A 26376-nucleotide genomic window follows, 5' to 3' on the forward strand; every position below is an offset into this window, starting at 1 on the left:
GTTCAGAGGGGACGTTAGTGCAGCAGCATGGCCGCGTCCATGGCAGGAGCGACCAAATTTCATGTTACCCGATGTCGTTTCCAGACCTGAGGTCAGAGGTCGATCTCGATCACGCCGTCTGGCTGCGCCGCGCGACTTTGGCACAGGATCATCGCATCCGCGCGTTGCTGGTTCGACAGAACGAAATCGCGATGTTCAATGTCTCCCGAAATCACACCGCATTTGCAAACCCCACATATGCCGTCTGAGCATTTGACGTCCACGTGAATCCCCGCCTCGGTCAACACCTGTGCGGCGTCCTTTTCCACAGGTACGATCAATTCCCGACCCGATTTTGCCAGCCGTAAGGTGAACGGATGGTTTTCATATTCAGGCTGTTCAGGGACCGAGAAATACTCCAGATGCCGCGCGTCCTCGGGGAAGCCCTGCGCCTCGGCCGCTTGTATCACACTGTCCATGTAGCGGTCCGGCCCACAGGTATAAACGTGCCAACCCGGTTGGTAGCCCGAAAGAACCGCATCCAGATCGGCGCGGGTGCCTTCGTCCGAGAAATGAAAATGTACATGTTCCGCCCAGGGCATCGCCGCCAGATCGTCCAGATATCCGGCGCTGGCACGGGTGCTGGAGGAATAATGAAGCACAAACGGCTTGCCCAGCGCGTGCAAACGGTGGGCAAAGGCGATCATAGGGGTAATGCCAATCCCGCCGCCCATCAGAAAGGTCTTGGTGGCCGTCTCATCCAATTCGAAATGGTTGATCGGTTTTGAGATGAACACCTTGCGCCCTTCGTTAAAGATGCGGTGCAAAAGGGCTGAGCCGCCGCGCCCGTCATCCTCGCGCAGCACTCCGATTTGATAGGAGGACCGGTCAGACGGATCGCCAGACATAGAATACTGCCGCAGGAATTCCGGCGCGACCAGCACGTCCAAATGCGCCCCTGCGGTCCAGTCGGGCAAGGGCGCGCCGTCGATGGCCGCAAATTCGTACTTGGTCACATCCGCCGTCATCTTGTCGACTTTGGTCAGCTCAACCCGCATCACTGGCGCGTCGCCCGCAATAGTGTAGCGGTGGATTACCGACATATCGCCAGCAGCTTTGCGGGTCTTGTATTCCTCAGCCGTGACCATCGCCTGATAGGCAGCAATCCCGGCCTCGCGGTCCATCGCAAAGGGATAGGGCCACGGGTGCGGCGCCAGATAGGCGGGGTAGACGGCCAAAGTCTGATCTTCGTATTTCAGGTCAAGGTCTGTTTGCAGACCACGCCGGTTCAGCGGGTGAGTGGTGGGGCGATAGGCACCATCAGTCTGCAGTTCGATATCCCACCACCACTTCTTGACGTCGTTCAAACCGCCATTTCCGACCGCATCATCCAGCTTTGCCAATACAGGCGCAGCTTGCGGCAGGTTGATCGCGGCCCAGCGAAAGGGCCGCTCTTGAAATATACCTTCAAGGTTCCACGGGCAGGTTTTCATGCACCGCCCGCACATGGCCCCACCTGACGTGCCGATCCGGTACGTGGCACATTTCTGGCTGTCGGATTTCCAGATTTCATAGCCGTTGAACATCAGCTTCGGCCCGGCCGTGATCGCCCCCGAAGGACATTCACGCGCGCATTTGTTGCATGCCTCACAAAAGCTCTGCAGACCGAAATCGATGGGCTTGTCGTGGCCAACCGGCATATCCGTTGTCACCACACCGGACTTCAGGCGCGGCCCCAGATAGGGGTTCAGGATCACCTCTCCGATCCGACTGACCTCACCCAGACCAGACAGAAGCAACAGCGGCGGTTGCAGCACTTCGCCGTCCATGACGGTATGCGCTTTGGCCTTGTATCCGAGGTTACGGATTTGCTGCGCAATCACGCCGCCAAGAAGGGAAAACCGCAAGTAAGCCCGCATGGACTGGCTGACCGCGATCCAGTCGTCACCACTGGACCCTTCCATGGTTTCACGCCCCTGGTCGATGATCATACTGATCGCCTGATCATGCGGGGGGTTGATTTCCTCTCCAGCAGCGTCGTGGGAATACCAGCTCCATTCAGGGCACCGGCTGAGGCCAACGGCATCGGCACTTAGAAAATAGCTTGCGGCCTTAATATTCGCGGCATTGCGCGCGGCATCGGTAGGCTGCGACACCTCAGCACTTTCACCATCCTGCAAAAGCACGAAGGCCCCAAGCGCCCGGCGCTGCGCAAAGCTGGGGGCAGATTTGCGGACATAATGCCCACCCTTTGCCGCGTCCTGCAGCGGTTTGCCCATATCGCCAAACAACGCACGGGCGAACATGTCAGCACGCTTGGGGACGCGGGCGACATTTTCTTCGTCGATATAAGTGGTAGGGCTCTCAACGCGTTTAAGCTTTTCGAACGGATGTGCGCCGTCCACATAGCGCCGTTTGGCGTAAACGTCGCGGTTCAAGGCGTTCTTGGCAAACCCGGTGCCCAACCACCAGGCCGGACCCTGTGTGTGAAACCACGGCTGTTGCGCCATGGGCATCAGAGGCTGGTCATGCGTGATCTCTAACTCGGTCGTTACGGCGGCCAGACCGAACCGTTTGCCCAACCACGGGGCCACTATGTCGCCACCCTCAACCGTGGCTAGACCCGCCGCTACTGCCAGCCGGCCCAGATCAACCTCGGACGACATCGCGGTATGCGCCCGCGCGTCATAGCCCAGCAGGCGGATGTAATTGGCAATCACCACCGCATTCTCGGTCGCCAGCAGACAGGCGCGATGATCCTGCGCGTCGATGATCCACTCGGCCCCTGGCTCGGTCGGGTCTGGATCACGATTGTGTTCGTACAGAAAAACGATGGCGTGGCGATGCGTTTCCATCGGTTTGGGCGCGGCCTCCATGCTTTCCTTCAGGTCCGCCATGATCAGGTCGATTCCCGAAGCCAACGTCTTGGTCTGTCGCGTCTTCAGCGCATGGGACAACCGGTCGATATCGGGGTTGCGACGTGGCTCAGACAACAACGCCTCAGACGGCAACGGGCCGCAGCCCATCATCGAGGCATCATTGAAATAGCCAAATGCCTTAAGGTGGTTGGCGCGCTCGGACGGGTCCGCCGGAATCTCTGATCTCACCGGATTCACGAACCCGTCGCGGATGGCGTCCATCATCGCCTGAAACTCACCCATCGCGTTGACGATGCTTTCGGGCTGGTCCGGTTGGCGAAATCTCAGCTTTGGCATCGGGGGCACCACAGACAGATCCGGCATCTCGATCTGCCGCTCCAACCGCTCCAGCGGATACCGGCCCATATGGACAGGTCTGTTCTTATCCGAGAAAAAGCGGATTCCCATTACGCGCCTCCTGTTGCTGACTGTCACCTAATGCGCCGTAGACAGCAAATCCATTCATGAATAGTCATAGATGATATGAGCAAAACTGATTTCACCGATCTGGACGGCAAAGTCTTGCGCACCTTTCTGACGATCCTCGAGGAAAGCTCAGTCTCAAAGGCTGCCGACCGGTTGGGTGTGACGCAATCAGCGATCAGCCACACGCTGGCCAAACTGCGGCAGGTTCTGGGGGATCCGTTGTTCGTGCGCTCGGGTCAGGGCCTGACCCCGACCGAGCGCGCCTTATCGCTGAAAGAGCCGGTACAACAGGTGCTGGACGGCATGCGGGCGCTGACTGACGAGCGTCCGTTTGATCCGCTGGCCGATGAGATCAGCATCCAGATCGCCACCAACGACATGCCGCGCGACCTGATCTTTCCGCCATTGCTGCACGCGCTTCGGGCCGAAGGCGTGCGCCTGCGGCTGGGGTTCATCCCGTCCGGCGTCCCCGACCCCGAACTGCTGCGCAGCGACCGGTGTCAGTTGATGCTGACCCCGCTGCCGCCCGATGGGCCGGATATTTTTCAAAAACGTGTACTGATCAGCCCGCTAATGATTTTCTACGATGCCGATCAGCGCAACCCGCCAGACAGTTGGCAGGCCTATTGCCAGTCTGAGCATATCGAGGTGCGATTTATCGACGGACGCAGTTCCCGCGCTGTGATGCGTGGTGTGGACCAAAGCCAGATCCGGCCACCCACCGTCACCCTGCCGCATTTCCACGCGATTCCGTCCTTTGTGAAGGGCAGCGACCTGATATCGACGGACACTGTGCTGATGAAACACGGGCCGTTGGCGGCACTGGACTGCGCGCCATTGCCGTTCGAGTGCGAGCCGGTCTCGATCTACATGGTCTGGCATCAACGCTCGGCCAATGACCCGGCCCATCGCTGGTTGCGCGCACGGATCGAGACCATCGCCACCACGCTGCAGAATTGATCACCGGGGCGGTCGCGGATCAGAACCGTGCCTTGATCAGATGCATCAACGTCGCGCCGGTCTCGAAATAAGCACGTCGCAGGGCGGTCCAGCTTTCGCGGTATTCAGGAACCGCAGGCACAGGCAGCAGGCTCGGGTCGTCCTGCAGCAGGCTTTCTGCCATCAAGCGGCCAAAAACCGTACCCGGACCGATGCCCCGTCCAGAATATCCGTGTGCTGAAAGGGCATTGGGACCGATCTGCGTGATCTTGGGGATGTGGTCCGAGGTCATGGCGATGCGCCCATGCCACCCCTCGGTCAACGGCTGATCTGTAAGTTGAGGAAACAACTCGGCCAGTTTGCGCCTGCACCATGCCGCGTGAACCGCCCGGCCCACCTGGCCCAGATCACCCATGCCCCCGATGATCAGCCGCCCTTCGGCATCCATACGGAAAGAGGTCATGACCAACCCGGTGTCCCAGCACCCCTCCGCCCCCGACAGAATACTGGCCCGCAGATTGTCCGACAGCGGAGCCGTAAAGAACTGGAAGTAATAGACCGGAACATAGTCCGGGGCGGTATCTTGAAGACCCTGATGATAGGCATTGGTGGCCTGAATTACCGATTTCGCCCGCACCGAGCCATGCGGGGTTTTCAGCACCCATTGACCGTTGTCGTACTGCATCGACTGCACCGGGCATTGGGTGACAATCCGCGCCCCGGCCTCGGCAGCGGCACGGGCCAGACCACGCGCATAGCCCAATGGGTGAATCGTCCCCGCACGCGGATCAAACAGCGCGCCATGGAATGCCGCGCTGCCAGTCCGTTGGGTAGCCTGATCGGCGGGCAGCAATTTAACCGGGGCTCCCGTGGCGCTCAACTGGGCGTGACGCCTCTGCAAATCCTGAAGGCCCGAGGCGGAATGCGCGCAGTGTAACGTCCCATTGCGAACAGGATCACAGTCGATGCCATGCCGCTCGATCAGGTCAAACACATCCGCAGGTGCCGCGGCCAAAAGATCGATCAACCGATCCCCGGCCCGCTTGCCCAGATGCGCGCGGATATCCTCGGGCGGCAACCACAGCCCCGCATTCGCCAGACCGACGTTTCGGCCTGAACCGCCGTGGCCAATGCCTTGCGCCTCCAACAGGCAGACCGACGCCCCGGCCTGCGCTGCCGTCAATGCTGCAGAACAGCCAGTATAGCCGCCGCCGATTACGGCCAGATCAACCGTTAGATCAACGCTTAGGGGGCGGTCTTCCACATGCTCGCGGCAGGTTTTCAACCACAGGGATTGGTCGTGGTCACTCACGCTGGGCTCCAGAATTTTGCGCGGATCATTGCGGTGGACTCAGCCGGTTGCAAGTGCCCTTTGATCATCACGGCCCATTGCGATCAGAAACGGCTCGACCTGTTGCCGCGCCTGAAACGCCGCCTTGTCCGACATGCCCTTCCAATCGGCCAGAACCAGTGATTGCGCCACGGCACCCCCCAGGGTCGCGCCCGGGCCGGTGACGATGAACAGGTCAGGGGCGAACTCGCGCGCAGCGGTCTGGATGGCGCGGGTAAAGTCATAGGTCTCGGTCACCTGATGGCCCAGAGTGTAATCCCACAGCGCCTGCGTATCTGTCGCGCCCGGCCACCAGATTTTGCCGCGCCCATCGATCAAGGGGCGATCAGGCTGCGCAAACAGATCCGGTGCCAGTCGCGCGCGCCCTTCCGCAGCGACCGGAGTCTGCAAGGACGTATGAAACGCCGCGTGGTTCGCCAACCGCATCGGAAAGCGTTCCTGTACAACAGGCTGAGAAGCTTCGAACGCCTTCAACCCCGCTTCGTCCCCGGCCAGCACCAACATCCCACCCAGATCGATGGACAGCGCCAGATCACACCCGTCGGTTGCGTTGATCCGCGCCACATCCGCCAGCAACTCGGCCTTGCGCGCCGGAGCATCCCGCCAATCGTCGCCCGCGTATGGATAGACAAGCTGCCCGCCAATCAGCTGTTCCTGCATCAGCGTGCCCATCGTGTTCACCACCCGAAAACCATCCTGCGGCGACGGCGCACCACCAACGGCCAGGGCAATATACCAGCCCATCGAATTGCCGGTGACCGCGACAACCTCGATATCGTCCGCCAAAGCCTGCGCATCGGCAAACGAGGCCGCATAAATTAAGGGCGAGGCCACATCGCCCCGCGAATACTTGGACATCGTATACCGGCCTGCACCATCCAGGGCGGTCACGGCGTCCTGCCCCGTCTCGGCACGGATGGCGTCGAAGTTGTGGAACAGGTCCATCCACTGCGCGTGATGGCGGTGCAGAAAGCCCAGCTCGGGCTTGTTATAGGTGCCCCGACCGGGGCAGATGACGACGGCTGTGCGGGTCATTGGCGGCCTCCGGCCAGTTTCAGCGCGGCGGCAACGATACCGCCCTTGGATGGCAGTGGCGCGGCATAGGCCGGACCCGTGGCGATAAAGCAATCCTCGGCCACAACGCGTGCGGTTGGCGTTGCGGGATTTTCTTCGGCGAAGAACGTCATCAGCGCCTCGGACTGGCTGCCAGTGCGGCGGCATTCATCTACGACCAGAACATGTGCGCAGGGTTTGGTGGCCTCGCGCAGGGCCTCGACTGGCAAAGGCGCCAGCCAGCGCATGTCGATGATGCGCGTCTTTATCCCGGCTGCGTCGAGCTTGGGCAGCGCCTGTTGCGACAGATAATGCCCGTTGCCATAGGTCACGATGGCCAGATCGGTGCCATCCCCATGCACGCCAACCTCACCCAACGAAATACGTTGATCCGGCGAAGGGTAGGTGCTCATCCATCCGCCATCTTGCGCCCCGTGCAAATCACGCATCGGATAGAGCGCGATGGGCTCTAGAAACACCACCACCCTTTGCTCTTCCCGCGCCAACCGCACGCATTCACGCAGCATCTGTGCCGCATCTGCACCAGAGGACGGACAGGCAATGATCACGCCGGGAATGTCGCGCAGCACCGCCAGGGAATTGTCGTTGTGGAAATGCCCGCCGAACCCTTTCTGATACCCCAGCCCCGCAATCCGCAGCACCATCGGGTTCGTGAACTGCCCGTTCGAGAAGAACGGTAGTGTCGCGGCCTCGCCCCTGATCTGATCTTCGGCATTGTGCAGATAGGCCAGGAACTGAATTTCGGGGATCGGAATAAAGCCGTTGTGCCCCATTCCTATCGCCAGCCCAAGTATGGATTGCTCGTCCAACAGCGTGTCGATCACCCGATCCGGACCAAAGCGTTGTTGCAATTTCTGCGTCACACCATAGACGCCTCCCTTACGGCCCACGTCTTCACCCATACAGACGACTTCACCGTGTTCCAGCATCAGATCGGTCAGCGCCCAGTTGATCAGGCGGCTCATGGGCTGGGGGTCATTCATCGCCCGCAAATCGCCGCCAAAGGCTTTGGCGCGCGCCTCGGCATCCGTGCCGTTGGTGGGTTTGCAGATACGTTTCGGTGGAACCAGACTGGCCACCACCTCGGCGGCATCTGACAAGTGAGGGCGGGTGGCGGCCTCGGCGGCGATGCGATCCGTGCGGGCGCAGGTGTCATTGTAAATCTTCAACGCCTGATCCGGCTGCAACGCGCCCGCTTGATCCAACAAACGCACAGTATGCAGCAGCGGGTCGTTGGCCTCATCAGCTTCGACCTCGGCTTTAGGCAGGTAGGTGGTCGGCACATCCGCCCCGGCGTGACCGTAGAGGCGCACTGTTTTCAGGTGCAGAAAGGCGGGCTTTCGGCGGGTTCGCACGAAATCGGCGGCTTCCTTGGCCACGGCGTAGGTCTCGAATATGTCTAACCCATTGGCTTGGAAATACTTGACGCCCGGCCGATGCTCCATCGACGATTGAATCCAGCCCTTCGGTGTCTTTACCGAGATTCCGATCCCGTTATCCTCGCACACGAACAACAACGGTAACGGCGTCGATTGCACGCTGGTCCAACCGGCTGTGTTGAACGCCCCCTGCGCGGTCGAATGGTTGGCCGAAGCATCCCCAAAAGAACAAACAGCAATCCCGTCCAAGGGCAACTCGCGGTGTTCCGGATCATGCCGCCGCGCCGCGCCCAGGCTATAGGCCGCGCCCACCGCCTTGGGCAGGTGGCTGGCAATGGTCGAGGTCTGCGGCGGGATCGTCAGCGCCTTTGACCCCAGCACCTTGTGCCGCCCGCCCGAGGTCGGGTCATCCTTGGAACACGCAAAGCTAAGCAACATGTCCCAGGCGATCTGCTGGCCCGGCACCTGCTCGGCCCGGGCAATCTGAAATGCCGCATCGCGATAATGCAAAAAGGCAATGTCGGTCGGGCGCAGCGCGTGGGCGACGGCTGCCATCCCCTCGTGCCCCGAAGAGCCTATCGTATAGAAGCCCTGCCCCGCCTTTTGCATCGCACGGCTGGTGCGGTCCAGCGCACGGCTGAGGACTTGCGACCGAAACAATGACACCGCATCGGGGTTGCTCAGACCCGGTCTGGGGGCGGCCCCGTGGGGTAAATCGCGCTGTGCGACTCGGGTCAGGAAATTCTCGTGAACGATCTGAGCGCGATCCATGGCCAGTTCCCTGATCCTGTGTGACTTAATCCGGAGTGTTGCCGCAGCAGCACCCCCCTTTCTTGCAGGCATTCAAGGGCAGAGGCAAAAGAAAGTCGCAAGCACCCGGGAAATAAACCTCCGATCCGATGCACAGGCTTACACGCACATACCCTGAAGAAATACCTGCATTTGTATCGGGCTGGCGCGCGGCAAAAGCCAGTGATATTCCTTTCGAAAGGTATGAGGATTTGTCATATGATCGCCCCGCGCCGCTTTTTGCCCTCGATCCCCTCTTTGCTGGCGCTTGAGGCCGTTGATCGCCTTGGCAGCGCCTCTGCCGCCGCCGAAGAACTGTCACTGACGCAAAGCGCAATCAGCCGTCAGCTCAAGACGATGGAGGAACAGCTTGGCGTCGCCCTTATCCAGCGCAGCCAGATGAGGTTGCATCTGACGCCTGCGGCAAAGGAATATGTCCAGGTCGCCCGCAAAGCGCTGAACCAACTGGCGCAGGCGTCGCTGAAGCTCAAGGCCAACCCGACCGGAGGGTCGCTAAACCTGTCGATCCTGCCTGCATTCGGCATGCACTGGCTGGCGCCACGCCTGCAGGATTTCGCCCGCCGCCATCCAGAAGTCACCGTAAATCTGAATACGCGGCTGCGGCCCTTTGATTTCGACACGGAACAATTCGACGCCGCGATCCACTTTGGTCAACGCGACTGGGCCGGCGTGAATTACCTGCCCATTATGCGCGAAGATGTAGTGCCCGTTTGCGCACCCGATATGCTGCCCGACGACAGCGATGACATTGAGTGGTTGATCAAAGCGCCCCTGCTGCATTTGGAAACACGCCCCGAAGCCTGGGAGAAATGGTTCGCCGCACAAGGCCGCGAGGTTTCTGGGATACAGGGAATGCTATTCGATCAATTCTCGACCATGGGACAGGCCACTATCCACGGGCTGGGCGTGGCATTGCTCCCAAGTTACTTGATCGATGCTGATCTGGCAGCGGGGCGGCTTGTCCCAGCGTGGCACGGTCCGGGTGTCAGCCTTGGGAATTTCTATCTGGTCTGGCCACAATCGCGGGCGGAATCCGAACCACTCAGATCATTCCGAGCGTGGCTACAAGGTCAGATTGATCAGGCCCCCAACACGTAAGCCAGAGGTGCAATGCGGTTCTGCGCCGCCTTCGGCCTTGCGTCCTGCGGAAGTAGGAGGGGCCAGGCAGGCGCGCGCATAGCCCGCGCCTGCCTGGCCCAACGGGAGGAGATGTTTCGCCAGAAACATTGATGACGGGCGGGAGTAACCGGTCTGATTAAGTATCCAAAGATCGGGCAATGAGTTCCTTCATGATCTCATTGGTGCCGCCATATATCATCTGAACGCGGGCATCTGCGTAAAGGCGGGCAATCGGGTATTCCATCATGAACCCATACCCACCGAACAGCTGCAAGCATTCGTGCATGATTTCGTTTTGAACTTCCGACCCCCAGTATTTCACCATCGAAGCGGTCGCCGCATCCAGCGTGCCAGCTTCAAGCCGCGCGATGCAATCATTGACGAAGCTGCGCAAAACCTCGGCCTTGGTCTTGCACTCGGCCAGCTTAAAGCGGGTGTTCTGGAAATCCATCACCCGTTGACCAAATGCCTTGCGTTCTTGCGTGTACTTCACCGTCTCAGCGATGGCGAAATCAATTGCGCCCAGCGCACCGATGCCAATCGTCAGGCGTTCCCAGGGCAATTGGTTCATCATTTGGTAGAACCCCTGCCCCTCTTCCGCGCCCAGAAGGTTGGTCATAGGCACCTTAACGTCTTCAAAGAACAGCTCAGCCGTGTCATTGGCCTTCATCCCCAGCTTCTTGAGGTTACGCCCCTTGCGAAAGCCCTCGGCGCTCTCGGTCTCAACCCCAATCAGTGAAACCCCTTTTGAGCCCAGCGCCTTGTCCGTCTTGCACGCCACAAGGATCAAGTCTGCCGATTGCCCGTTGGTGATGAATATCTTGGATCCGTTCAAACGGTAGGAATTTCCATCCTTGTCGGCCGTCGTGCGAATGGCCTGCACATCCGAGCCGGTCCCGGGTTCGGTCATGGCAAGCGCGCCGACCATCTCGCCCGACGCCAGTTTCGGTAACCAGTTTTGCTTTTGATCCTCGCTGCCATAGGCGTTGATGTAGTGAATGACGATGGATTGGATCGCATAACCCCATCCGGAATCCCCGTGCGAGGATTGCGCGTACATCGTAACTGCATCAAATCCGATGCCACCACCTACACCGCCGTAAACCTCGGGGATCGCGCCCGCCATTAGCCCCATGTCGCCAGCCTTGCGCCACATGTCGCGATCCACGACACCATTTTCGATCCAGCGTTCGATATTGGGGATCAGCTCATCATCCATGAACCGATCCGCCATTTCGGCAAACATCCGGTGTTCTTCGGTTACCCAACTGGCGGTCGTGGTAAATAGCTGCATGCGGTATCCTCCCCAAATCTTCCGTTGATCAAGGTAGCTTTGGAGGCATTGCAATCCAATCCACCCAACGCGTTGGAACGTAACGTTCTTTTGAATGTTCGGGTCCGGTCAGGCCAGCGCCGCGTCCAGCAAGACCCGGGCAGCCGCCTTAGCATCCCCCGCCGGGTCACAGGTTTTCAAGAACACAGCCGTCACAATCGCGCCTTCCTGCAATAGAACAATCTGGCAGGCCAGATGTTCTGGATCACGGGCACCAGCCTTCCGCGCCAGATCGATAAAATGATCGAGCAATATGCGCTTGTGCTCGGCGGATTGCTTGTGGATCGGGTGGTCAATTTCCTGATACTCCGCCCCTGCTTTGATGAACATGCAGCCGCGGTACTCTTTCTCATCAAACCACTCGCCCAGCGCATCGAAACTGGCGAGCAACTGGCCGACAGGGGTATCTGCGAGCTCCTCGATCCGAGAAAAGAATTCTTTTCGGAAGTTCTCATCCCGCAACTGCAAGGCAGCCAGAATCAGCTCTTCCTTGGTGCGAAAGTGTTTGTACATCGAGGTTTTTGACACGCCCGTTTCCACCACCAGCTTGTCCATTCCGGTGGCGTGAAATCCGTCACGATAAAAGACCTGCAAAGACTTGCGGACCAGTTCATCGCGTTTGTTTGGGCGCATGTGTCACCTCCTACATGTACAGATCAGTACATAATACCGCACTGTCCTCACGGCAACCGTAGAGTGCGCTGCGGTGAAATTTCAAAATAAGACTTGCAAAAGTTTACAGATCGGTACACATTGCCAACAAGATGTACCGATCTGTAAACCATGGAGCGTTCAGATGAGACACCATGCCAGCCTTTTCCCACCCCAGTACGTCCCGGTTGTTTTAACCTTGGCGATGCTTGCAGCCATACTGACATGAAAGACCACGCAATGAACCGACCCCCGCTGCCCCCATTCAGTTTGGAAACCGCCAAACAAAAAGTCCGAATGGCGGAAAACGCTTGGAACAGCCGCGACCCGGATGTGGTCACTCCGGCCTATACTGATGACAGCCAGTGGCGAAACAGGGCAGAGTTCCTAAACGGTCACGCCGAAATCCACGCCTTTTTGACCCGAAAGTGGAGCAAGGAACTGGACTATCGTCTAATAAAGGAACTGTGGGCCTTTTCCGGCAACCGTATCGCCGTGCGCTATGCATACGAATGGCGGGACGACAGCGGACAGTGGTTTCGGTCCTATGGCAACGAGAACTGGGAATTTGCACAAGATGGGCGGATGGCCAAACGCTATACCTCATTAAACGACTTACCAATTTCCGAGGGCGATCGCCTGTTTCATTGGCCACAAGGGCCCCGTCCCGATGATCACGCCGGGCTGTCTGACCTGGGGTTGTAAAGGGGTAAAAACATGCCGCGTGCCTTTTCCGAACTGACATTTACACCAGCCGTCCGTGCGCATCAGGAAAGAATGGGCTCAGCCAAGACTTACGCCAAGTTTGTTGACGGCGGTCCGCAGCAAGGCCATCAGATCGGACCAGTTGAAAAGGCCTTTATCGAAGCGCGCGATGGATTCTATCAGTCCACCGTTTCCGAGACCGGCTGGCCTTACGTTCAATATCGCGGCGGACCGATTGGGTTTCTAAAGGTTCTGGACCCACAGACCATTGGATACGCCGATTTCACGGGCAATAAACAGTATATTTCGCGCGGGAACCTGGATGGAAACGACCGGATCGCCCTGATCCTGATGGATTATGCCAACTAGAGGCGCCTCAAGATTTTGGGTCGGGTGGAGTTTACTGAGGGCGCGGCCGCCGCCGCCGACCTTTATCCCGAAGGTGCAAAAGCCCCCGCCGAACGCGCCGTCCGAATTCGGGTCGAGGCGCTGGACTGGAACTGCCCCAGCAACATCACTCCCCGCTTTACCGAAGCCGAGTTGCGCCCGCATATTAACGCGCTAGGCCAGCAACTGGCTCAGTTACAGGCCGAGAACGAAAAACTAAGACAGCAACTAGCGCAACGGTCCTGACCCCGTTGCACCTAAAATTCGCAAACTAAATCAGATAATAGGGTCCACAACCATGCTACGCTTTGCCTTGAATGTTGTTCATCTCGGCCTGATTGGGGCACTGTTGCTGGCTATGGGCCTTGCGTTGGCGTTTTTTGCCTCGCCTGAATCCGTGCGTTCCCCTCTTCCCTTTTCGCACGATTCCCTTTTGCTTGATCAGCTATCGAACAATTGATCTGCGCTGCGGAATTCTACGGAAATCTGACATGACCCCTTGACCTTCCCGTGACTGGAACCCTCATCTGGAGGGTAAAAGTGACGATAGGATGAGTCGGATGGCTGCGCCGCAGACAACTCAGTTGAAAATCTCAGGCATGGGATGTGCCTCTTGCGTCGGTCGGGTGGAAAGCGCCTTGCTGGATGTGCCGGGTGTGTCTGACGCATCGGTCAACTTTGCGACGGAAACCGCGCAGGTTACCTATGACGGCCAGGTCAGCGGTTTGATCAACGCACTGTCGCATGCCGGATATCCCGCTGCGACCCGGCAAACGACCCTGAAGATCGCCGGTATGAGCTGCGCCTCGTGCGTCTCTAAAATCGAGCGCGCGCTGAAAACTGATCCGGCAGTGGTCGACGCTCAGGTCAATCTGGCCACGGAAAGCGCGCAAATCACCTATGTCGACGGCGTAACTGATCCACAGATGCTGGCGAAACGCTGCGAAGAGGCCGAGTATCCGGCGCGCGTGGCGGACGCTGCCGCCCCCCAGACCGATGGGCGCAAAACCGAAGAGGCCCATGCGCTGACCCGCGCCACCCTGTTTGCCGCCATCCTGGCCCTGCCCGTGTTCGTATTAGAGATGGGCGGGCATATGATCCCGGCTTTCCATCACTGGGTGCAGGCAAGCATCGGCACGCAAACCAGCCATCTGATCCAATTCGCGCTGACCTCAGTGATCTTGCTGGGGCCCGGGCGGGTTTTCTACGCAAAGGGCATCCCCTCGCTGCTGCGCGGATCTCCGGATATGAATGCGCTTGTGGCTTTGGGCACGGGCGCGGCGTACTTGTTCTCGGCCACGGCCACCTTTGCGCCGCAGATCCTACCGCAGGGCAGCGCAAACGTGTATTTCGAGGCCGCCTCGGTCATCGTCGTTTTGATCTTGCTGGGTCGCTTGATGGAAGCCCGCGCTAAGGGCCGCACCGGGGCCGCAATCCGCAAACTGGTAGGCTTGCAACCCAAAACCGCGCGGGTCGAAATGGACGGTCGCTTCATCGACCGTCCGATCGCCGAGATTACTGTTGGGGACATCCTGCAAATCCGCCCAGGAGAGCGGGTTCCTGTGGACGCAGAGGTGCTTGAGGGCACCTCCTACGTGGATGAAAGCATGATCACGGGCGAGCCCGTTCCTGTGGGCAAATCCCCAACCGATCAGGTTGTTGGCGGAACGGTCAACGGCACCGGCGCGCTGCGCCTGCGCGCCACGCGGGTCGGGGCTGATACGGTTCTGGCGCAGGTCATTCGGATGGTCGAACAGGCGCAAGGGGCCAAGCTGCCGATTCAGGGGCTGGTCGACCGGATCACGGCATGGTTCGTGCCGGTGGTCATCGCCGTCGCGCTGCTGACGATTGTCGTCTGGCTGATCTTTGGCCCTGCGCCTGCGCTGCCGATGGCACTGGTCACCGGGGTCTCGGTCTTGATCATTGCCTGCCCCTGCGCGATGGGTCTGGCGACGCCGACCTCGATCATGGTCGGCACCGGGCGCGCAGCTGAACTGGGGGTTTTGTTCCGCAAAGGCGATGCGCTGCAGCAATTGCAGCAGGCCAAGGTCATCGCGCTGGACAAGACCGGAACCCTGACGCTGGGGCGGCCCGAACTGGAAAGCGTCACCACCACGAACGGCTTTGATCGCGACACCGTTCTGCGGTTAGCCGCAGCGGTAGAGGCCCAGTCAGAACACCCCATTGCCACCGCAATCACCCGCGCGGGCCCGGACGATCTGCCCGCAATATCCGCATTTAACTCCCTAACCGGGCTAGGCGTTCAAGCGACGGTCGACGGACACGATCTGTTGATCGGGTCGCCGCGGCTGATGGCGCAGAACGGGGTGGACTTAACCACCCTGACTGCCGAGGCCGATCTGCGCTCCAGCGAAGGTGCCACACCTTTGTTCGTCGCCATCGACGGTCAGGCGGCGGCTCTATTGGCGGTCTCGGACCCGGTGAAACCCGGCACGCAGGACGCGTTAGAACGATTGCACGCGACGGGCCTGAAACTGGCGATGGTGACCGGCGACAATGTCCGCACTGCACAAGCGCTGGCCGACAGGCTGGGCATCGACCATGTCACGGCCGAGGTTTTGCCGGACGGTAAACTGGCCGCGATCACCGCGCTGCGTGAACAATTCGGCACATTGGCGTTTGTCGGCGACGGTATTAACGACGCCCCAGCGTTGGCGGCGGCGGATATCGGCGTGGCCATCGGAACCGGCACTGATGTGGCGATTGAAACGGCGGATGTGGTGTTGATGTCGGGTGATCTGCGCGGTGTGGCCAATGCGGTGGAGATCAGCCGCCGCACCATGCGCAACATTCGCCAGAACCTGGGCTGGGCCTTTGGTTACAACATCCTGCTGATCCCGGTGGCTGCTGGTGTGCTGTTCCCGTTCAGCGGGCATCTGTTGTCCCCTGGCCTCGCTGCCGGGGCAATGGCGTTGTCCAGCGTCTTCGTGGTCGCCAACGCGCTGCGCCTGCGCCGTGTCCGGGCTGCGCTGCCCGAAACATCCCAAGACCACACATCCCAAACGGTGACGCCATGAATATCGGAGACGTTGCAACCCAGACCGGCCTGCCCGCCAAGACGATCCGGTATTACGAGGATATCGGCCTGATCAAACCTATGCGGGACGACAACGGCTATCGTCGGTTCCGCGAACAGGACGTGCATAAGCTGAACTTTCTGGGCCGCGCCCGCGCGCTGGGGTTCACGATCGAGGATTGCCGCACTCTGATGGCCCTTTATGAGGATGAAACCCGCGCCAGTGCCGATGTCAAAAAGGTTGCCCGCGCGCATCTGGCGCAGATCGAAACCAAGATCGCCGACCTCAACGCGATGCGCGATACGCTGGGTCACCTGATCGACGCCTGTGCCGGAGATGACCGGCCTGATTGTCCGATCCTGCAGGATTTGGGTGGCAAACCCTGACACAGGGTTGCTCTTTGCGCGCGGCTTTGCTTTGACTCTGCCTGGCAATCCGGCCCGCCAAATGAAATGGCCCGGACAACAGAGAGGATCACAATATGGCAAAAGTTGCGTTTCTGGGTTTGGGCGTCATGGGCTATCCAATGGCCGGTCACCTGCAGGCGGCGGGCCATGAAGTAACCGTATACAATCGCACTGCCGCAAAGGCCGAAGCCTGGGTTGCCCAACATGGTGGCGCGATGGCAACCACCCCAAAAGAGGCCGCCCAGGGCGCGGAGTTCGTCATGGCCTGCGTCGGCAACGATGATGACCTGCGGATGGTCTGCACGGGTGAAAATGGTGCCTTTGACGGAATGTCCGACGGCACAACTTTCGTTGATCACACCACCGTTTCCGCCAAGGTGACCCGTGAGCTTTATGCGGCGGGCCAAAGCAAGGGTATCGCATTTGTGGACGCCCCGATCTCGGGCGGTCAGGCGGGAGCCGAGAATGGCGTCTTGTCGATCATGTGCGGTGGTGATCAGGCCGCCTATGATGCGGCTGAACCGATCATGCAGGTCTATTCCAAGATCTGCCGTCGGATCGGCGACAGCGGCGCAGGGCAGATGACCAAGATGAGCAACCAGATCGCCATTGCCGGTTTGGTTCAGGGTCTCAGCGAAGCGCTACATTTCGCTGAAAAAGCCGGATTGGACGGTCGATCTGTTGTTGAGGTGATCAGCCAGGGCGCTGCGGGCAGCTGGCAGATGGCGAACCGCTATGAAACCATGCTGGATGATCATTTCGAACACGGTTTTGCGGTTGACTGGATGCGCAAGGATCTGGGGATTTGCCTTGAGACGGCAAACGAAACCGGGGCGTCCCTGCCGGTTACGGCGTTGGTCGATCAATTCTACAAAGATGTGCAAAAGCTGGGCGGCGGACGGTGGGATACATCTTCGCTGTTCAAGCGGTTGCGCGCGTTGGACTGACGGCATTGGGGGGCTGTCTGCCCCCTTTTGGACCGTTCGGCCAATTCACCCCCGAGGATATTTTCGGCCAAATGAAGGGGAACCTCGTGAAAATTGGACAGGGAAGCGTATGAGCGACTTGACCGTATTCTGGGCGGATGCCCTGCGCGCCCATTGGGGGCTGGACGCCAAGCTGACGCGGCTGGATGGCGAATATGATCTGAACTTTATGGTGCGGGCTTCCAATGGTCAGGATTATGTACTGAAAGTCATGCGCCCCGGATGCGAAGCAGAGTTCGTTGATCTGCAGGTCAAGGCATTGGCCCATATCGCGGGTGAGGCGCCGGGGCTGCCATTCCCTCAGGTCTATCCCGCCCTTACCGGGGCGCAGCTGCCGCAAATTGCCGATCAGCAAGGGCAGATGCGGCTGGTCTGGTTGCTGGAATGCCTGCCGGGGCAATGTTACGCTAAGGCCGCGCCTAAATCCGAGGCGTTGATCTTAAAATTGGGGCGTGTTCTGGGTGCCACCGACAAAGCGTTGGAGCGGTTTACCCATGACGGGCTGCATCGTGCAGATTTCAAATGGGACCTTACGCAAGCCGGTTGGATCGCCGATCGGCTGGATGCGATCACTGATCCTGCTCGTCGGGTTTTGCTGTCCGAGATTTGTGACCAGTTCGCGGCGATCTCGGGTCCGTTGGCGGAACTGCCGAAACAGGCGATCCATAATGACGTCAACGACTACAACATTCTGGTTGAGGGCGAACTGGGTCAGCGGCAGAGTATCTCGGGCCTGATTGATCTGGGCGATATGTGTGCTGCGCCGCGTGTCTGTGATCTGGCGATTGCGGGGGCCTATATCGTTCTGGATCACCCTAAACCGGAACGCGCGCTTGCCGCTCTTGTGCAGGGCTATCATGCGGCTAATCGGCTGCGCCCCGATGAGATTGATTTGATCTGGCCCTTGCTACGGATGCGGCTGGCGGTGTCCGTTGTAAACTCGACCCATATGGCGATCGAGAACCCGGACGATCCTTATGTGACGATCAGTCAGGCCCCCGCATGGCGGTTCCTTGAGAATGCAGGCGTGAACGGTGACCTGATGGCGGCGCGGCTACGAACGGCCTGCGGTTTGCCCGTTACTGACGGGGCCGAACGCATCCACGCCTATCTGTCCGAACATCGCGGCCAGTTCGCCCTGATGTTCAATCAGGATCTAAGCGATGCGCCCATGGGCTCGCTGTCGGTTGAGAACTCGACCTGGCCGCAGAACCCGTTCCACATGCCACTGGAAGAGGCCGCGCGTGTGGGTGAGGAATTTGGCCAAGGCCTGTGGTTGGGTTATTACAACGAACCCCGCCTGATCTATGCCGAGCCCGGGTTCCGCAAGGGGCCCTGGAAGGCTTCGGACCGGCGCACCGTGCATTTGGCGGTGGATGTGTTTGCCCCGGCAGGCACCGTGCTGCACGCGCCGATGAGCGGCCGGATCGAAGCGGTCGAGAACCGCGACGCCCATTTGGACTATGGCGGCGTCGTGATCCTGCACCACGAAACGCCCGAGGGCGATCCCTTCTATACTCTTTATGGTCATCTGGACCCCGAAGTTTGTGACCGTCTGAAGCCGGGCGATCCGGTGGCGCAGGGTGCGGCCTTTGCCCGGCTAGGGGACGCCAGCCAGAACGGTGGCTGGGCCCCGCATGTGCATTTCCAGCTGGCCCTGACCACGGATGGAATGCAGACCGACTGGCCCGGTGTCGGCGATCCGGATGAGATAGAGCTGTGGCACGCCGTCTGCCCCAATCCCGCGGCATTGCTGAACCTGCCAGACGACAAGGTATTCTATCGGCCCACAGATAAACAGGTGATCCTGCAGGGGCGGCACGACCACTTCGGCAGCAACCTTAGCCTGACCTATGACGATCCAGTCATGCTGGTGCGCGGGTGGAAACATCATCTGTTTGACGAATGGGGACGGCCCTATCTGGACGCCTATAACAACGTCCCCCATGTGGGCCATGCGCATCCGCGAATTCAGGCGGTGGCGGCGGATCAGCTGAAGCGAATGAATTCAAATACGCGCTATCTGCACCCTGCCCAAACGACCTTTGCCGACAAGATTCTCTCGAAACTGCCGGATCATTTCGAGGTCTGCTTTTTTGTCAATTCAGGCACCGAGGCGAACGAGTTGGCCTTGCGACTGGCCCGCACCCATACCGGCGCCAAGGGCATTGTCACCCCGGATCACGGCTATCATGGCAACACCAACGCGGCTGTTGCGATCTCGGCCTATAAGTTCAACAAACCCGGCGGTGTCGGTCAGGCCGACTGGGTCGAGCTGGTTGAGGTTGCCGACGACTATCGCGGGTCATTCAAGCGTGACGACCCGGACCGCGCTACAAAATTCGCGAATTTTGTAGACCCTGCAATCGCTGCTCTGCAAGACAAGGGGCACGGGGTCGCAGGTTTCATTGCCGAGACCTTCCCCTCGGTCGGCGGCCAAATCATTCCGCCCAAAGGTTACCTGCCAGCGGTATATGAGAAAATCCGCGCTGCGGGCGGTGTGTGCATTGCCGATGAAGTACAAACCGGGCTTGGGCGACTGGGTGAGTACTATTTCGGCTTTGAACATCAAGGCGCGCTGCCGGACATCGTCGTCATGGGCAAACCTATCGGTAACGGCCATCCGCTGGGCGTACTGGTTACGACCAAAGAAATCGCCCAGAGCTTTGACAACGGGATCGAGTTCTTTTCAACCTTTGGCGGCTCGACCCTGTCATGCCGGATCGGCAAGGAGGTGCTGGACATCGTCGATGACGAAGGCCTGCAGGACAACGCCCGCGATATGGGCGCGCGCCTGATGGATGGTCTGCGTCAGATTGAATCCGATTTCGGATGCGTTGGCGATGTGCGAGGAATGGGCCTGTTCCTTGGGGTTGAGCTGATCAACCCGGATGGGTCCGAGGGCACCGAAATCTGCAAATACGTCAAAAACCGGATGCGCGATCATCGTATTCTGATCGGCAGCGAAGGGCCCAAGGACAACATCCTGAAAATCCGCCCACCGCTGACGATCGAGGCCGAGGACGTCGACATGATCCTCTGGGCTTTGCGGGACGTTTTGACCGGAGTGGGTGATTTCACCCCTGCCCCAGCCTGCGATCACGAGCATCACCATGCTGGGTGCGGGTGCTGCTGAGAAATAAACCCCGGCCTAGGGAGGGCCGGGGTTCTGCGCCACGCTGCTGCCTAATGCAGCAGGGCTGCGGGGGGTTGGTGCCCGGTTGTGGGCAGCGGAATCGACGCGGTCATGCGTCGCAGCGCCAGTCCAAGTTGTTCTGATAATGAGGCCAGAGCGGGGGCAAAATCCGGTCGCACAATCAGGGACGCCATCATCATCGCGTCTTCACGGGAGCCTTCAGAGGCCGCCGCGATCATCTGCGCAAAGCAATTTTCGTCAGCGCCAAGACAAGAACACCCCAATCCGTGACGGATCAACGGGCGGCGCCCGTGATGCGCGCACAGCGAACACAGGCGGTCAAGCGACATCATCGCAGCGCGCCCGCATTCTGCGCCCAACGCAATTTCAAAATCGCTGGCGGCATCTGCGCGGCCCTGGGCACCATCACCCCAAAGCCGCAAGTACATCACGGCTCCGGCTTCGACGGGGCCAAGGTCAGTTAAGCGGCCAACAGCCGCCCCACCCCGAGAGGAAGTCGCGCTCATTTCGTCAGGATCAATTTGCCTGCGCGGGTGATGCGCAGCGTATACAGCTGGTCGCCCAATTCGATATGGGCCAGGTTACCGCCATTGGTCAGTTCTTCGGCCTTATGCGATGGCAGCATGGATACAGCATAGGATTGGCTGGGATTCGGGGTCTGCATATTCATCAGGACAACTCCAGAGGGGGCTGGGGCGAAATGCCTTAATCTGTTCGCGTTTCACTTGATCTGGCTGACCCTGACAGGGGTTGGCTGTGGACTTGAATAGTAATCTGATTAAAATAGTCAGGTATGTCAAGGCCCGTTCTGGTGAATTCTCCAACCTCGCACGATTGCACCAAAAATTCAGGCAGGGTACCACTTTCTCAGAATATCAAACCAAGGGGGCAGCCAATGGCCGCGACTATCATGTTTGACCTGGATGGAACGCTCGTGGACAGTCTTCCTGATCTTGCCGCGGCCGCGAACAATATGTTGCGTGACGCCGGCGTAGCGCCCTTATCACAGGACCAGATCAAACAATTTGTTGGCAACGGGCTACCCAAACTGGTCGAGCGTGTGATTGAGCATTGCGACCTGCCGATGGCCCAGCACGGTGATCTGACCCGGTTGACGCTTGCCCATTACAACGCCGCCTCCAGCGATAAAACCGTGGTCTATCCCGGTGTGCTGCAGGCGCTGGAGCATTTGCGTGAAATGGGCTGCGTTCTGGGGGTTTGTACCAACAAACCCGAAGCCCCTGCCCGCCATGTGCTTGAGGCGATGGGGCTTGCACCCCATTTCGATGCCGTCCTTGGCGGTGACAGCCTGAACACCCGCAAACCCGACCCGGCCCATCTTGAGGCCAGCTTTGCCGCCGTTACCACAGCCGGTCCGCAGTTGTTTGTCGGAGATAGCGAGGTGGATGCCGAAACCGCTCAACGCGCACAAGTGCCGTTTTTGTTGTTCACCGAAGGTTATCGAAAATCACCGGTTGCCGACATTCCACATACAGCAAGCTACGACCGATCCTCTGAATTGCCCAAACTGGTTGCACAAGTACTGCTATCTCTGGAGCAAAGCGCCTGAGAGCCTATTTCTAGAGGGGGATCGAAACGGGTCGCGGCCAGTGACTGAGGGGCCGGCCGAGGGGGTAAGTAGCCAGCCCCTCACAGGGGAAAAGTGGTATCGTCCGATATGACCCGTTCGATAAAACACAGTTAACGAATCGGCCTGAATTTCGATATAGGGGGTTTCCCGTAGCCCCCCGGATAGTGTTGAAATCACAGTTAATTTTTTCGCCCATTTTAGCGCAAACAGGGGTTTTGCCCTGAAAACAGAAAAATAGGCGAACCCTTAACGCGCTTGTAAGGCAGGACCGTGCGGCTGCCTGTCCTACCGGGCAAATGACGTTGGACGGTACAGTCCACCACCCTGGCGTTGACCTGGAATATACGCTGGATTCACAGGCTTGTTTGTACCACACCGCGCGACTGTGGTCGAAAAATCCGCCGGTTCAGCGGCCATTCATCTTCCACTCTATACATCCGGTTCGTCTCTCGGTAAGGAGCGTGCTTCGACAATGATCCGTGTGTTGGACGCTCTGAGGGTGACCGCATCACCCAAGAGAGCCGAGCTATGAAACAGACAATCGCAGATGCGCTGAAGCGCAAAGGATATGACACCCTGACCCCGGTCCAAGAGGCCGTGTCCGCTCCAGAGTTGCAAGGAAAAGACCTGCTTGTGTCGGCCCAAACCGGATCGGGAAAAACCATTGGGTTCGGCCTGGCCATCGCGCCGACCATTTTGGGCGATGCGCAGGTTTTCGGCACGGCAGACGCGCCTTTGGCACTGGTGATTGCGCCAACGCGAGAGCTGGCAATGCAGGTCAAACGCGAATTGGGATGGCTTTACGCCGACGCGGGGGTGTTCATTGCCTCGTGCGTTGGCGGAATGGATATGCGCGACGAACGCCGGGCTCTGTCACGTGGGGCGCATATCGTGGTCGCGACCCCGGGGCGTTTGCGCGATCATATCATGCGCGGGTCGATTGATCTGACGGCCGTGCGCGCTGTGGTTTTGGATGAAGCCGACGAAATGCTTGACCTTGGGTTCCGCGAGGATCTGGAGTTCATTCTCGACGAAACGCCCACAGACCGCCAAACACTGTTGTTTTCCGCCACGGTTCCGCGCGCCATTGCCACCCTTGCCACCCGGTATCAACGGGATGCCGAGCGTGTAAGTACCGTCAGTGAACGGACGCAACACGCCGATATCGAATACCGTGCAATGAATGTGGCCCCGCGCGATGGTGAAAACGCGATCATCAACGTGCTGCGTTATTACGAGGCCCCGAACGCCATCGTCTTTTGCAACACACGTGCGATGGTTGCACGCCTGACTGCCCGCTTGTCGAACCGTGGGTTCTCGGTTGTGGCTTTGTCCGGTGAACTGACCCAAAGCGAACGCTCAAATGCCCTGCAGGCCATGCGCGACGGGCGTGCCCGCGTCTGTGTGGCGACCGACGTGGCCGCGCGCGGGATTGACCTGCCGAATCTGGATCTGGTGATCCATGCCGAACTGCCCAACAGTCACGAAACTCTTCTGCACCGTTCAGGTCGAACCGGGCGCGCGGGGCGCAAAGGGGTCAGCGCCCTGATCGTCGCACCGGCTTCGTTCAAAAAGGCTCAACGGCTGTTGAAATTCGCCAAACTGACTGCTGATTGGGGTCCGGCACCTTCCGCAGACGCAGTCAACGCACAGGATCTACAGCGGATGTTCGGCTCGGACGACTGGCAGGTGGATCTCGTCGAGAGCGAGCGCACATCGGTCGACGAACTGGTGGCCAGATTCTCGCCGGAACAACTCGCCGCGGCCTATGTCCGTCAATACAAACGTCAGCATTCTGCTCCGGAAGAGTTAAGCGACGTCAAAACCACAGGGACAAAGTCAGAGGCACCTTTTGGCCCGAGTGTGTGGTTTTCGCTGTCGGAAGGACGCAACGATAACGCGTCTCCGCGCTATGTTCTTCCCATGGTGTGCAAGGCCGGGAACCTCACCAAATCCGATATCGGCGCGATCCGCATCGCTGACGATGTGACCTTTATCGAAATTCGCGAGAGCAGCGTTTCCGGATTTTTGGACGCGATCGGACCTGAGATGAAGGTCGAGGGCACAAAAGACATCGTGCGGTTGGACACGGCCCCCGACTTTTCGAAACCGACAAAGACAGGCCCAAAACGAGGTGTGAAAGGCAAGAGAGACCCGCAAAAGTCTGAGCGCAGACCGCCTCGCCTTGTCGATCCACAGCCTGCGAAGGCGCGAAAAAAGACGGCATCAAAGCCGCCTGAGAAAACCAAAGTCGACACTAAGCCCAAGCGCGATGGCGATAGCCTAAGCAGCAAAGGCAAAAAACCAAACCGCGGCCCAAAGGGCCCGCCGCCGCCCAAGGGTAAGCCAAACAGCAAGAAAAACCGCGCACGCGCTGCCGCGGCAAAGGGCGGCAATTCTGTACCGAGACGTTCTAGGTAAGCTGAAACGTTCCCCCGACCCGAATTCGCCTGGGTTCGTTCTTGGGAGGCAAACAAGCCGCACTGAAAAAGCAGCTTTTCTCGCGCTGTCAGAAAAGGTTTAATCCACCCGTTCTAAGCTTTTGCTAAATGGGTAAGTGGCATGAATATTGCAGACATCGTCGACTTTGGGCGTTACCCTCTGGGAAATGAAGATTTCAGTACGAAGGCAAGATCGTCACTGAATGAAAACGGTGTCTTGGTCCTTGAGGAATTCATCCGCCCCGAGGCACTGGAAATGATGCAAGCCGAGGCTTTGACGGGACAAGACCAGGCATATTTCTGCACTCAAAGCCACTCGGTCTACCTAACGCCGCCAAATCCAGAGTTTGACGCATCACACCCGGCAAATCGCCAAGTGGAGTCGTCCAAAGGATGTATCTGCGACGACGTGGTGTCACCGACATCGCCCCTGCGCACCCTGTATAACGACCCATCATTCCACAGCTTCATCAAGCAGGTCACGGGCGAGACTGAACTGCACCCTTATGTCGATCCGCTTTCGTCAATTAACATTCACTACGCAACCCGAGGGCAAGAACTCGGTTGGCATTTCGACAATTCCTCGTTCGCAATCACATTGCTGATCCAGAAACCCGACGCCGGTAGCCGTTTCGAATATGTAAAGGACCTGCGGGACGCGAGCGCAGGGGACATGAACTATGAAGGTGTCAGGGCCGTTCTGGACAAAGAATTGAAGCCGCAAATCCTGAACATGGATCAAGGCACGCTGGTTCTGTTTCGCGGTAGAAACTCCATTCACCGGGTCTCACCGAATGAGAGTAACAAGACAAGAATGCTCGCCGTGTTGGCCTATAACTCGGAACCTGATGTGGAACTGTCAGAGAGTGCCCGCATGACCTTTTACGGTCGATTGAACTGACGTCGGCTTACTGCAATGCAGTACGAACATGCGCGAGATGGGACCTGGAAGGCCGCCAGTTTTTCCACTGAGTCAAATTCTGAGGCGGCTCGTAGAAGCGCCGCCTCGCAATTTAAGACATTGATTTAAAATCAAAATGACCTGGAAACATCGACTGCAAGACAAACAAGCAGATTTTCAAAGCCTCTCGGGGTTTGAAAATATCTGAGTGCAAATGGAAGTCGGTCCAGAGCCCTTCCAGCAAAGCAATCAATGCATCTGTTGCAAGTTTGGCGTCTACGCCTTTGTACCCACCTTCGCTTATGATTTGCTGCAACAGCTCAAGGATCACTGCCCGGAAACTTTTGTCCCGCGAGTCGATGAAAGGAAATATGTCGGGGTTCGAGAGCGCTTCGGCCCGAAATGAAAACCAGATCGCAACGTCCCGTGCGTTCAAGACCAAAGGGTCGAAATCCGCCTTGAGGATTGAGATCAACTTGTCCGCAGGGCCTAATTCCGGACTGTCCGCGATTGCTTTCCACTGCCCTGCATAGCGCGCCGACAACTCCTCGGCCACGGCAAGCAGCAGTTTCTCTTTGGAACCAAAGTGCAGGTTCACCATCCCCCTCGACAGTCCTGACAGCTCCTGGATTCTGGCCGAGGTCGTGCCGCGAATACCGTATTTATGGATGGCATCCGCAGCCGCCTGAATCAGCTGCTGTCGGTTCTGCAGCTTACTCAGATCGCGGGCATTGGTCGGAGTATCGGCCTCGAGAGTAATCTTGTTTTTCCTTCGCTGGGTTAC

At 58.8% G+C, this 26376-nt stretch carries 21 protein-coding genes; 12 read left to right on the forward strand and 9 right to left on the reverse strand.

Annotated elements, in window-relative coordinates; all coding sequences use genetic code 11:
* Positions 1 to 92: 92 nt before the first annotated feature.
* Positions 93 to 3305, reverse strand: a complete 3213-nt coding sequence (locus tag ACR0M2_RS17915) for a 2Fe-2S iron-sulfur cluster-binding protein (protein ID WP_480706370.1) — start codon at positions 3303 to 3305, stop codon at positions 93 to 95.
* Positions 3306 to 3380: 75 nt separating this feature from the next.
* Here ACR0M2_RS17915 and ACR0M2_RS17920 point away from each other — a divergent pair, with 75 nt between their 5' ends.
* Entirely contained in the window at positions 3381 to 4283 is a 903-nt protein-coding gene (locus ACR0M2_RS17920) for a LysR family transcriptional regulator (RefSeq protein WP_480706372.1), read from the forward strand.
* Positions 4284 to 4302: 19 nt separating this feature from the next.
* Here the strand turns inward: ACR0M2_RS17920 and ACR0M2_RS17925 are convergent, their stop codons facing one another.
* The 3 genes from ACR0M2_RS17925 to ACR0M2_RS17935 are packed head-to-tail and all read right to left on the reverse strand — an operon-like array spanning position 4303 to position 8837.
* Complete coding sequence (locus tag ACR0M2_RS17925) at positions 4303 to 5574, reverse strand: NAD(P)/FAD-dependent oxidoreductase (protein ID WP_480706374.1); 1272 nt, start codon at positions 5572 to 5574, stop codon at positions 4303 to 4305.
* Between the two features lie 39 nt (positions 5575 to 5613).
* The gene (locus ACR0M2_RS17930) at positions 5614 to 6648 is read right to left on the reverse strand and encodes an ACP S-malonyltransferase (RefSeq protein WP_480706376.1); all 1035 of its coding nucleotides are present in this window, start codon (positions 6646 to 6648) and stop codon (positions 5614 to 5616) included.
* A complete protein-coding gene (locus tag ACR0M2_RS17935; protein ID WP_480706378.1) occupies positions 6645 to 8837 on the reverse strand; it encodes a dehydrogenase E1 component subunit alpha/beta in 2193 nt (730 codons plus the stop codon). Before ACR0M2_RS17935 ends, ACR0M2_RS17930 begins: the two co-directional genes overlap by 4 nt.
* Positions 8838 to 9074: 237 nt before the next feature.
* Here ACR0M2_RS17935 and ACR0M2_RS17940 point away from each other — a divergent pair, with 237 nt between their 5' ends.
* Entirely contained in the window at positions 9075 to 9974 is a 900-nt protein-coding gene (locus ACR0M2_RS17940; RefSeq protein WP_170507159.1) for a LysR substrate-binding domain-containing protein, read from the forward strand.
* 157 nt (positions 9975 to 10131) lie between these two features.
* Here the strand turns inward: ACR0M2_RS17940 and ACR0M2_RS17945 are convergent, their stop codons facing one another.
* Positions 10132 to 11289, reverse strand: coding sequence for an acyl-CoA dehydrogenase family protein (locus ACR0M2_RS17945; protein ID WP_480706380.1), 1158 nt, complete (start codon positions 11287 to 11289; stop codon positions 10132 to 10134).
* A gap of 108 nt (positions 11290 to 11397) precedes the next feature.
* Positions 11398 to 11961, reverse strand: coding sequence for a TetR/AcrR family transcriptional regulator (locus tag ACR0M2_RS17950; RefSeq protein ID WP_170350850.1), 564 nt, complete (start codon positions 11959 to 11961; stop codon positions 11398 to 11400).
* Positions 11962 to 12219: 258 nt separating this feature from the next.
* On the opposite strand from ACR0M2_RS17950, the gene ACR0M2_RS17955 reads away from it, so the two are divergent.
* The 7 genes from ACR0M2_RS17955 (at position 12220) to ACR0M2_RS17985 (ending at position 20638) form a co-directional block, all read left to right on the forward strand.
* Complete coding sequence (locus ACR0M2_RS17955) at positions 12220 to 12684, forward strand: nuclear transport factor 2 family protein (protein WP_480706382.1); 465 nt, start codon at positions 12220 to 12222, stop codon at positions 12682 to 12684.
* Between the two features lie 12 nt (positions 12685 to 12696).
* Positions 12697 to 13053 carry a pyridoxamine 5'-phosphate oxidase family protein gene (locus tag ACR0M2_RS17960; protein WP_480706383.1) on the forward strand — a complete coding sequence of 119 codons (357 nt, stop codon included), beginning with the start codon at positions 12697 to 12699 and terminating at the stop codon, positions 13051 to 13053.
* Positions 13054 to 13077: 24 nt separating this feature from the next.
* Positions 13078 to 13317, forward strand: a complete 240-nt coding sequence (locus ACR0M2_RS17965) for a hypothetical protein (RefSeq protein ID WP_480706385.1) — start codon at positions 13078 to 13080, stop codon at positions 13315 to 13317.
* 314 nt (positions 13318 to 13631) lie between these two features.
* On the forward strand, positions 13632 to 16109 hold the full coding sequence (locus tag ACR0M2_RS17970) for a heavy metal translocating P-type ATPase (RefSeq protein ID WP_480706387.1): 2478 nt from the start codon (positions 13632 to 13634) through the stop codon (positions 16107 to 16109).
* Positions 16106 to 16495, forward strand: a complete 390-nt coding sequence (gene cueR / locus ACR0M2_RS17975; RefSeq protein WP_170362056.1) for a Cu(I)-responsive transcriptional regulator — start codon at positions 16106 to 16108, stop codon at positions 16493 to 16495. The genes ACR0M2_RS17970 and cueR overlap by 4 nt, the downstream gene beginning before the upstream one ends.
* 95 nt (positions 16496 to 16590) lie before the next feature.
* Complete coding sequence (locus ACR0M2_RS17980) at positions 16591 to 17463, forward strand: NAD(P)-dependent oxidoreductase (RefSeq protein ID WP_170362055.1); 873 nt, start codon at positions 16591 to 16593, stop codon at positions 17461 to 17463.
* Positions 17464 to 17572: 109 nt separating this feature from the next.
* Positions 17573 to 20638 (forward strand): aminotransferase class III-fold pyridoxal phosphate-dependent enzyme, encoded by a 3066-nt coding sequence (locus ACR0M2_RS17985; RefSeq protein WP_480706389.1) that lies wholly within the window; start codon positions 17573 to 17575, stop codon positions 20636 to 20638.
* Between the two features lie 50 nt (positions 20639 to 20688).
* Here ACR0M2_RS17985 and ACR0M2_RS17990 read toward each other — a convergent pair whose 3' ends face one another.
* Together ACR0M2_RS17990 and hemP are read right to left on the reverse strand one after the other, a co-directional pair.
* Positions 20689 to 21165, reverse strand: a complete 477-nt coding sequence (locus tag ACR0M2_RS17990; protein ID WP_170362053.1) for a hypothetical protein — start codon at positions 21163 to 21165, stop codon at positions 20689 to 20691.
* On the reverse strand, positions 21162 to 21329 hold the full coding sequence (gene hemP, locus ACR0M2_RS17995) for a hemin uptake protein HemP (protein ID WP_170350842.1): 168 nt from the start codon (positions 21327 to 21329) through the stop codon (positions 21162 to 21164). The genes ACR0M2_RS17990 and hemP overlap by 4 nt, the downstream gene beginning before the upstream one ends.
* A 225-nt stretch (positions 21330 to 21554) precedes the next feature.
* Here hemP and gph point away from each other — a divergent pair, with 225 nt between their 5' ends.
* The 3 genes from gph (at position 21555) to ACR0M2_RS18010 (ending at position 25592) form a co-directional block, all read left to right on the forward strand.
* Positions 21555 to 22229 carry a phosphoglycolate phosphatase gene (gph, locus tag ACR0M2_RS18000; protein WP_480663749.1) on the forward strand — a complete coding sequence of 225 codons (675 nt, stop codon included), beginning with the start codon at positions 21555 to 21557 and terminating at the stop codon, positions 22227 to 22229.
* 549 nt (positions 22230 to 22778) lie between these two features.
* Positions 22779 to 24671 (forward strand): DEAD/DEAH box helicase, encoded by a 1893-nt coding sequence (locus ACR0M2_RS18005; protein ID WP_480706392.1) that lies wholly within the window; start codon positions 22779 to 22781, stop codon positions 24669 to 24671.
* A gap of 141 nt (positions 24672 to 24812) precedes the next feature.
* Positions 24813 to 25592: a HalD/BesD family halogenase gene (locus ACR0M2_RS18010; RefSeq protein WP_480706394.1), complete on the forward strand. Its 780-nt coding sequence runs from the start codon at positions 24813 to 24815 to the stop codon at positions 25590 to 25592.
* 112 nt (positions 25593 to 25704) lie between these two features.
* Here ACR0M2_RS18010 and ACR0M2_RS18015 read toward each other — a convergent pair whose 3' ends face one another.
* Positions 25705 to 26352, reverse strand: coding sequence for a TetR/AcrR family transcriptional regulator (locus ACR0M2_RS18015; RefSeq protein ID WP_480706459.1), 648 nt, complete (start codon positions 26350 to 26352; stop codon positions 25705 to 25707).
* Positions 26353 to 26376: the final 24 nt, after the last annotated feature.

This window comes from Ruegeria sp. BE10, assembly GCF_056538905.1.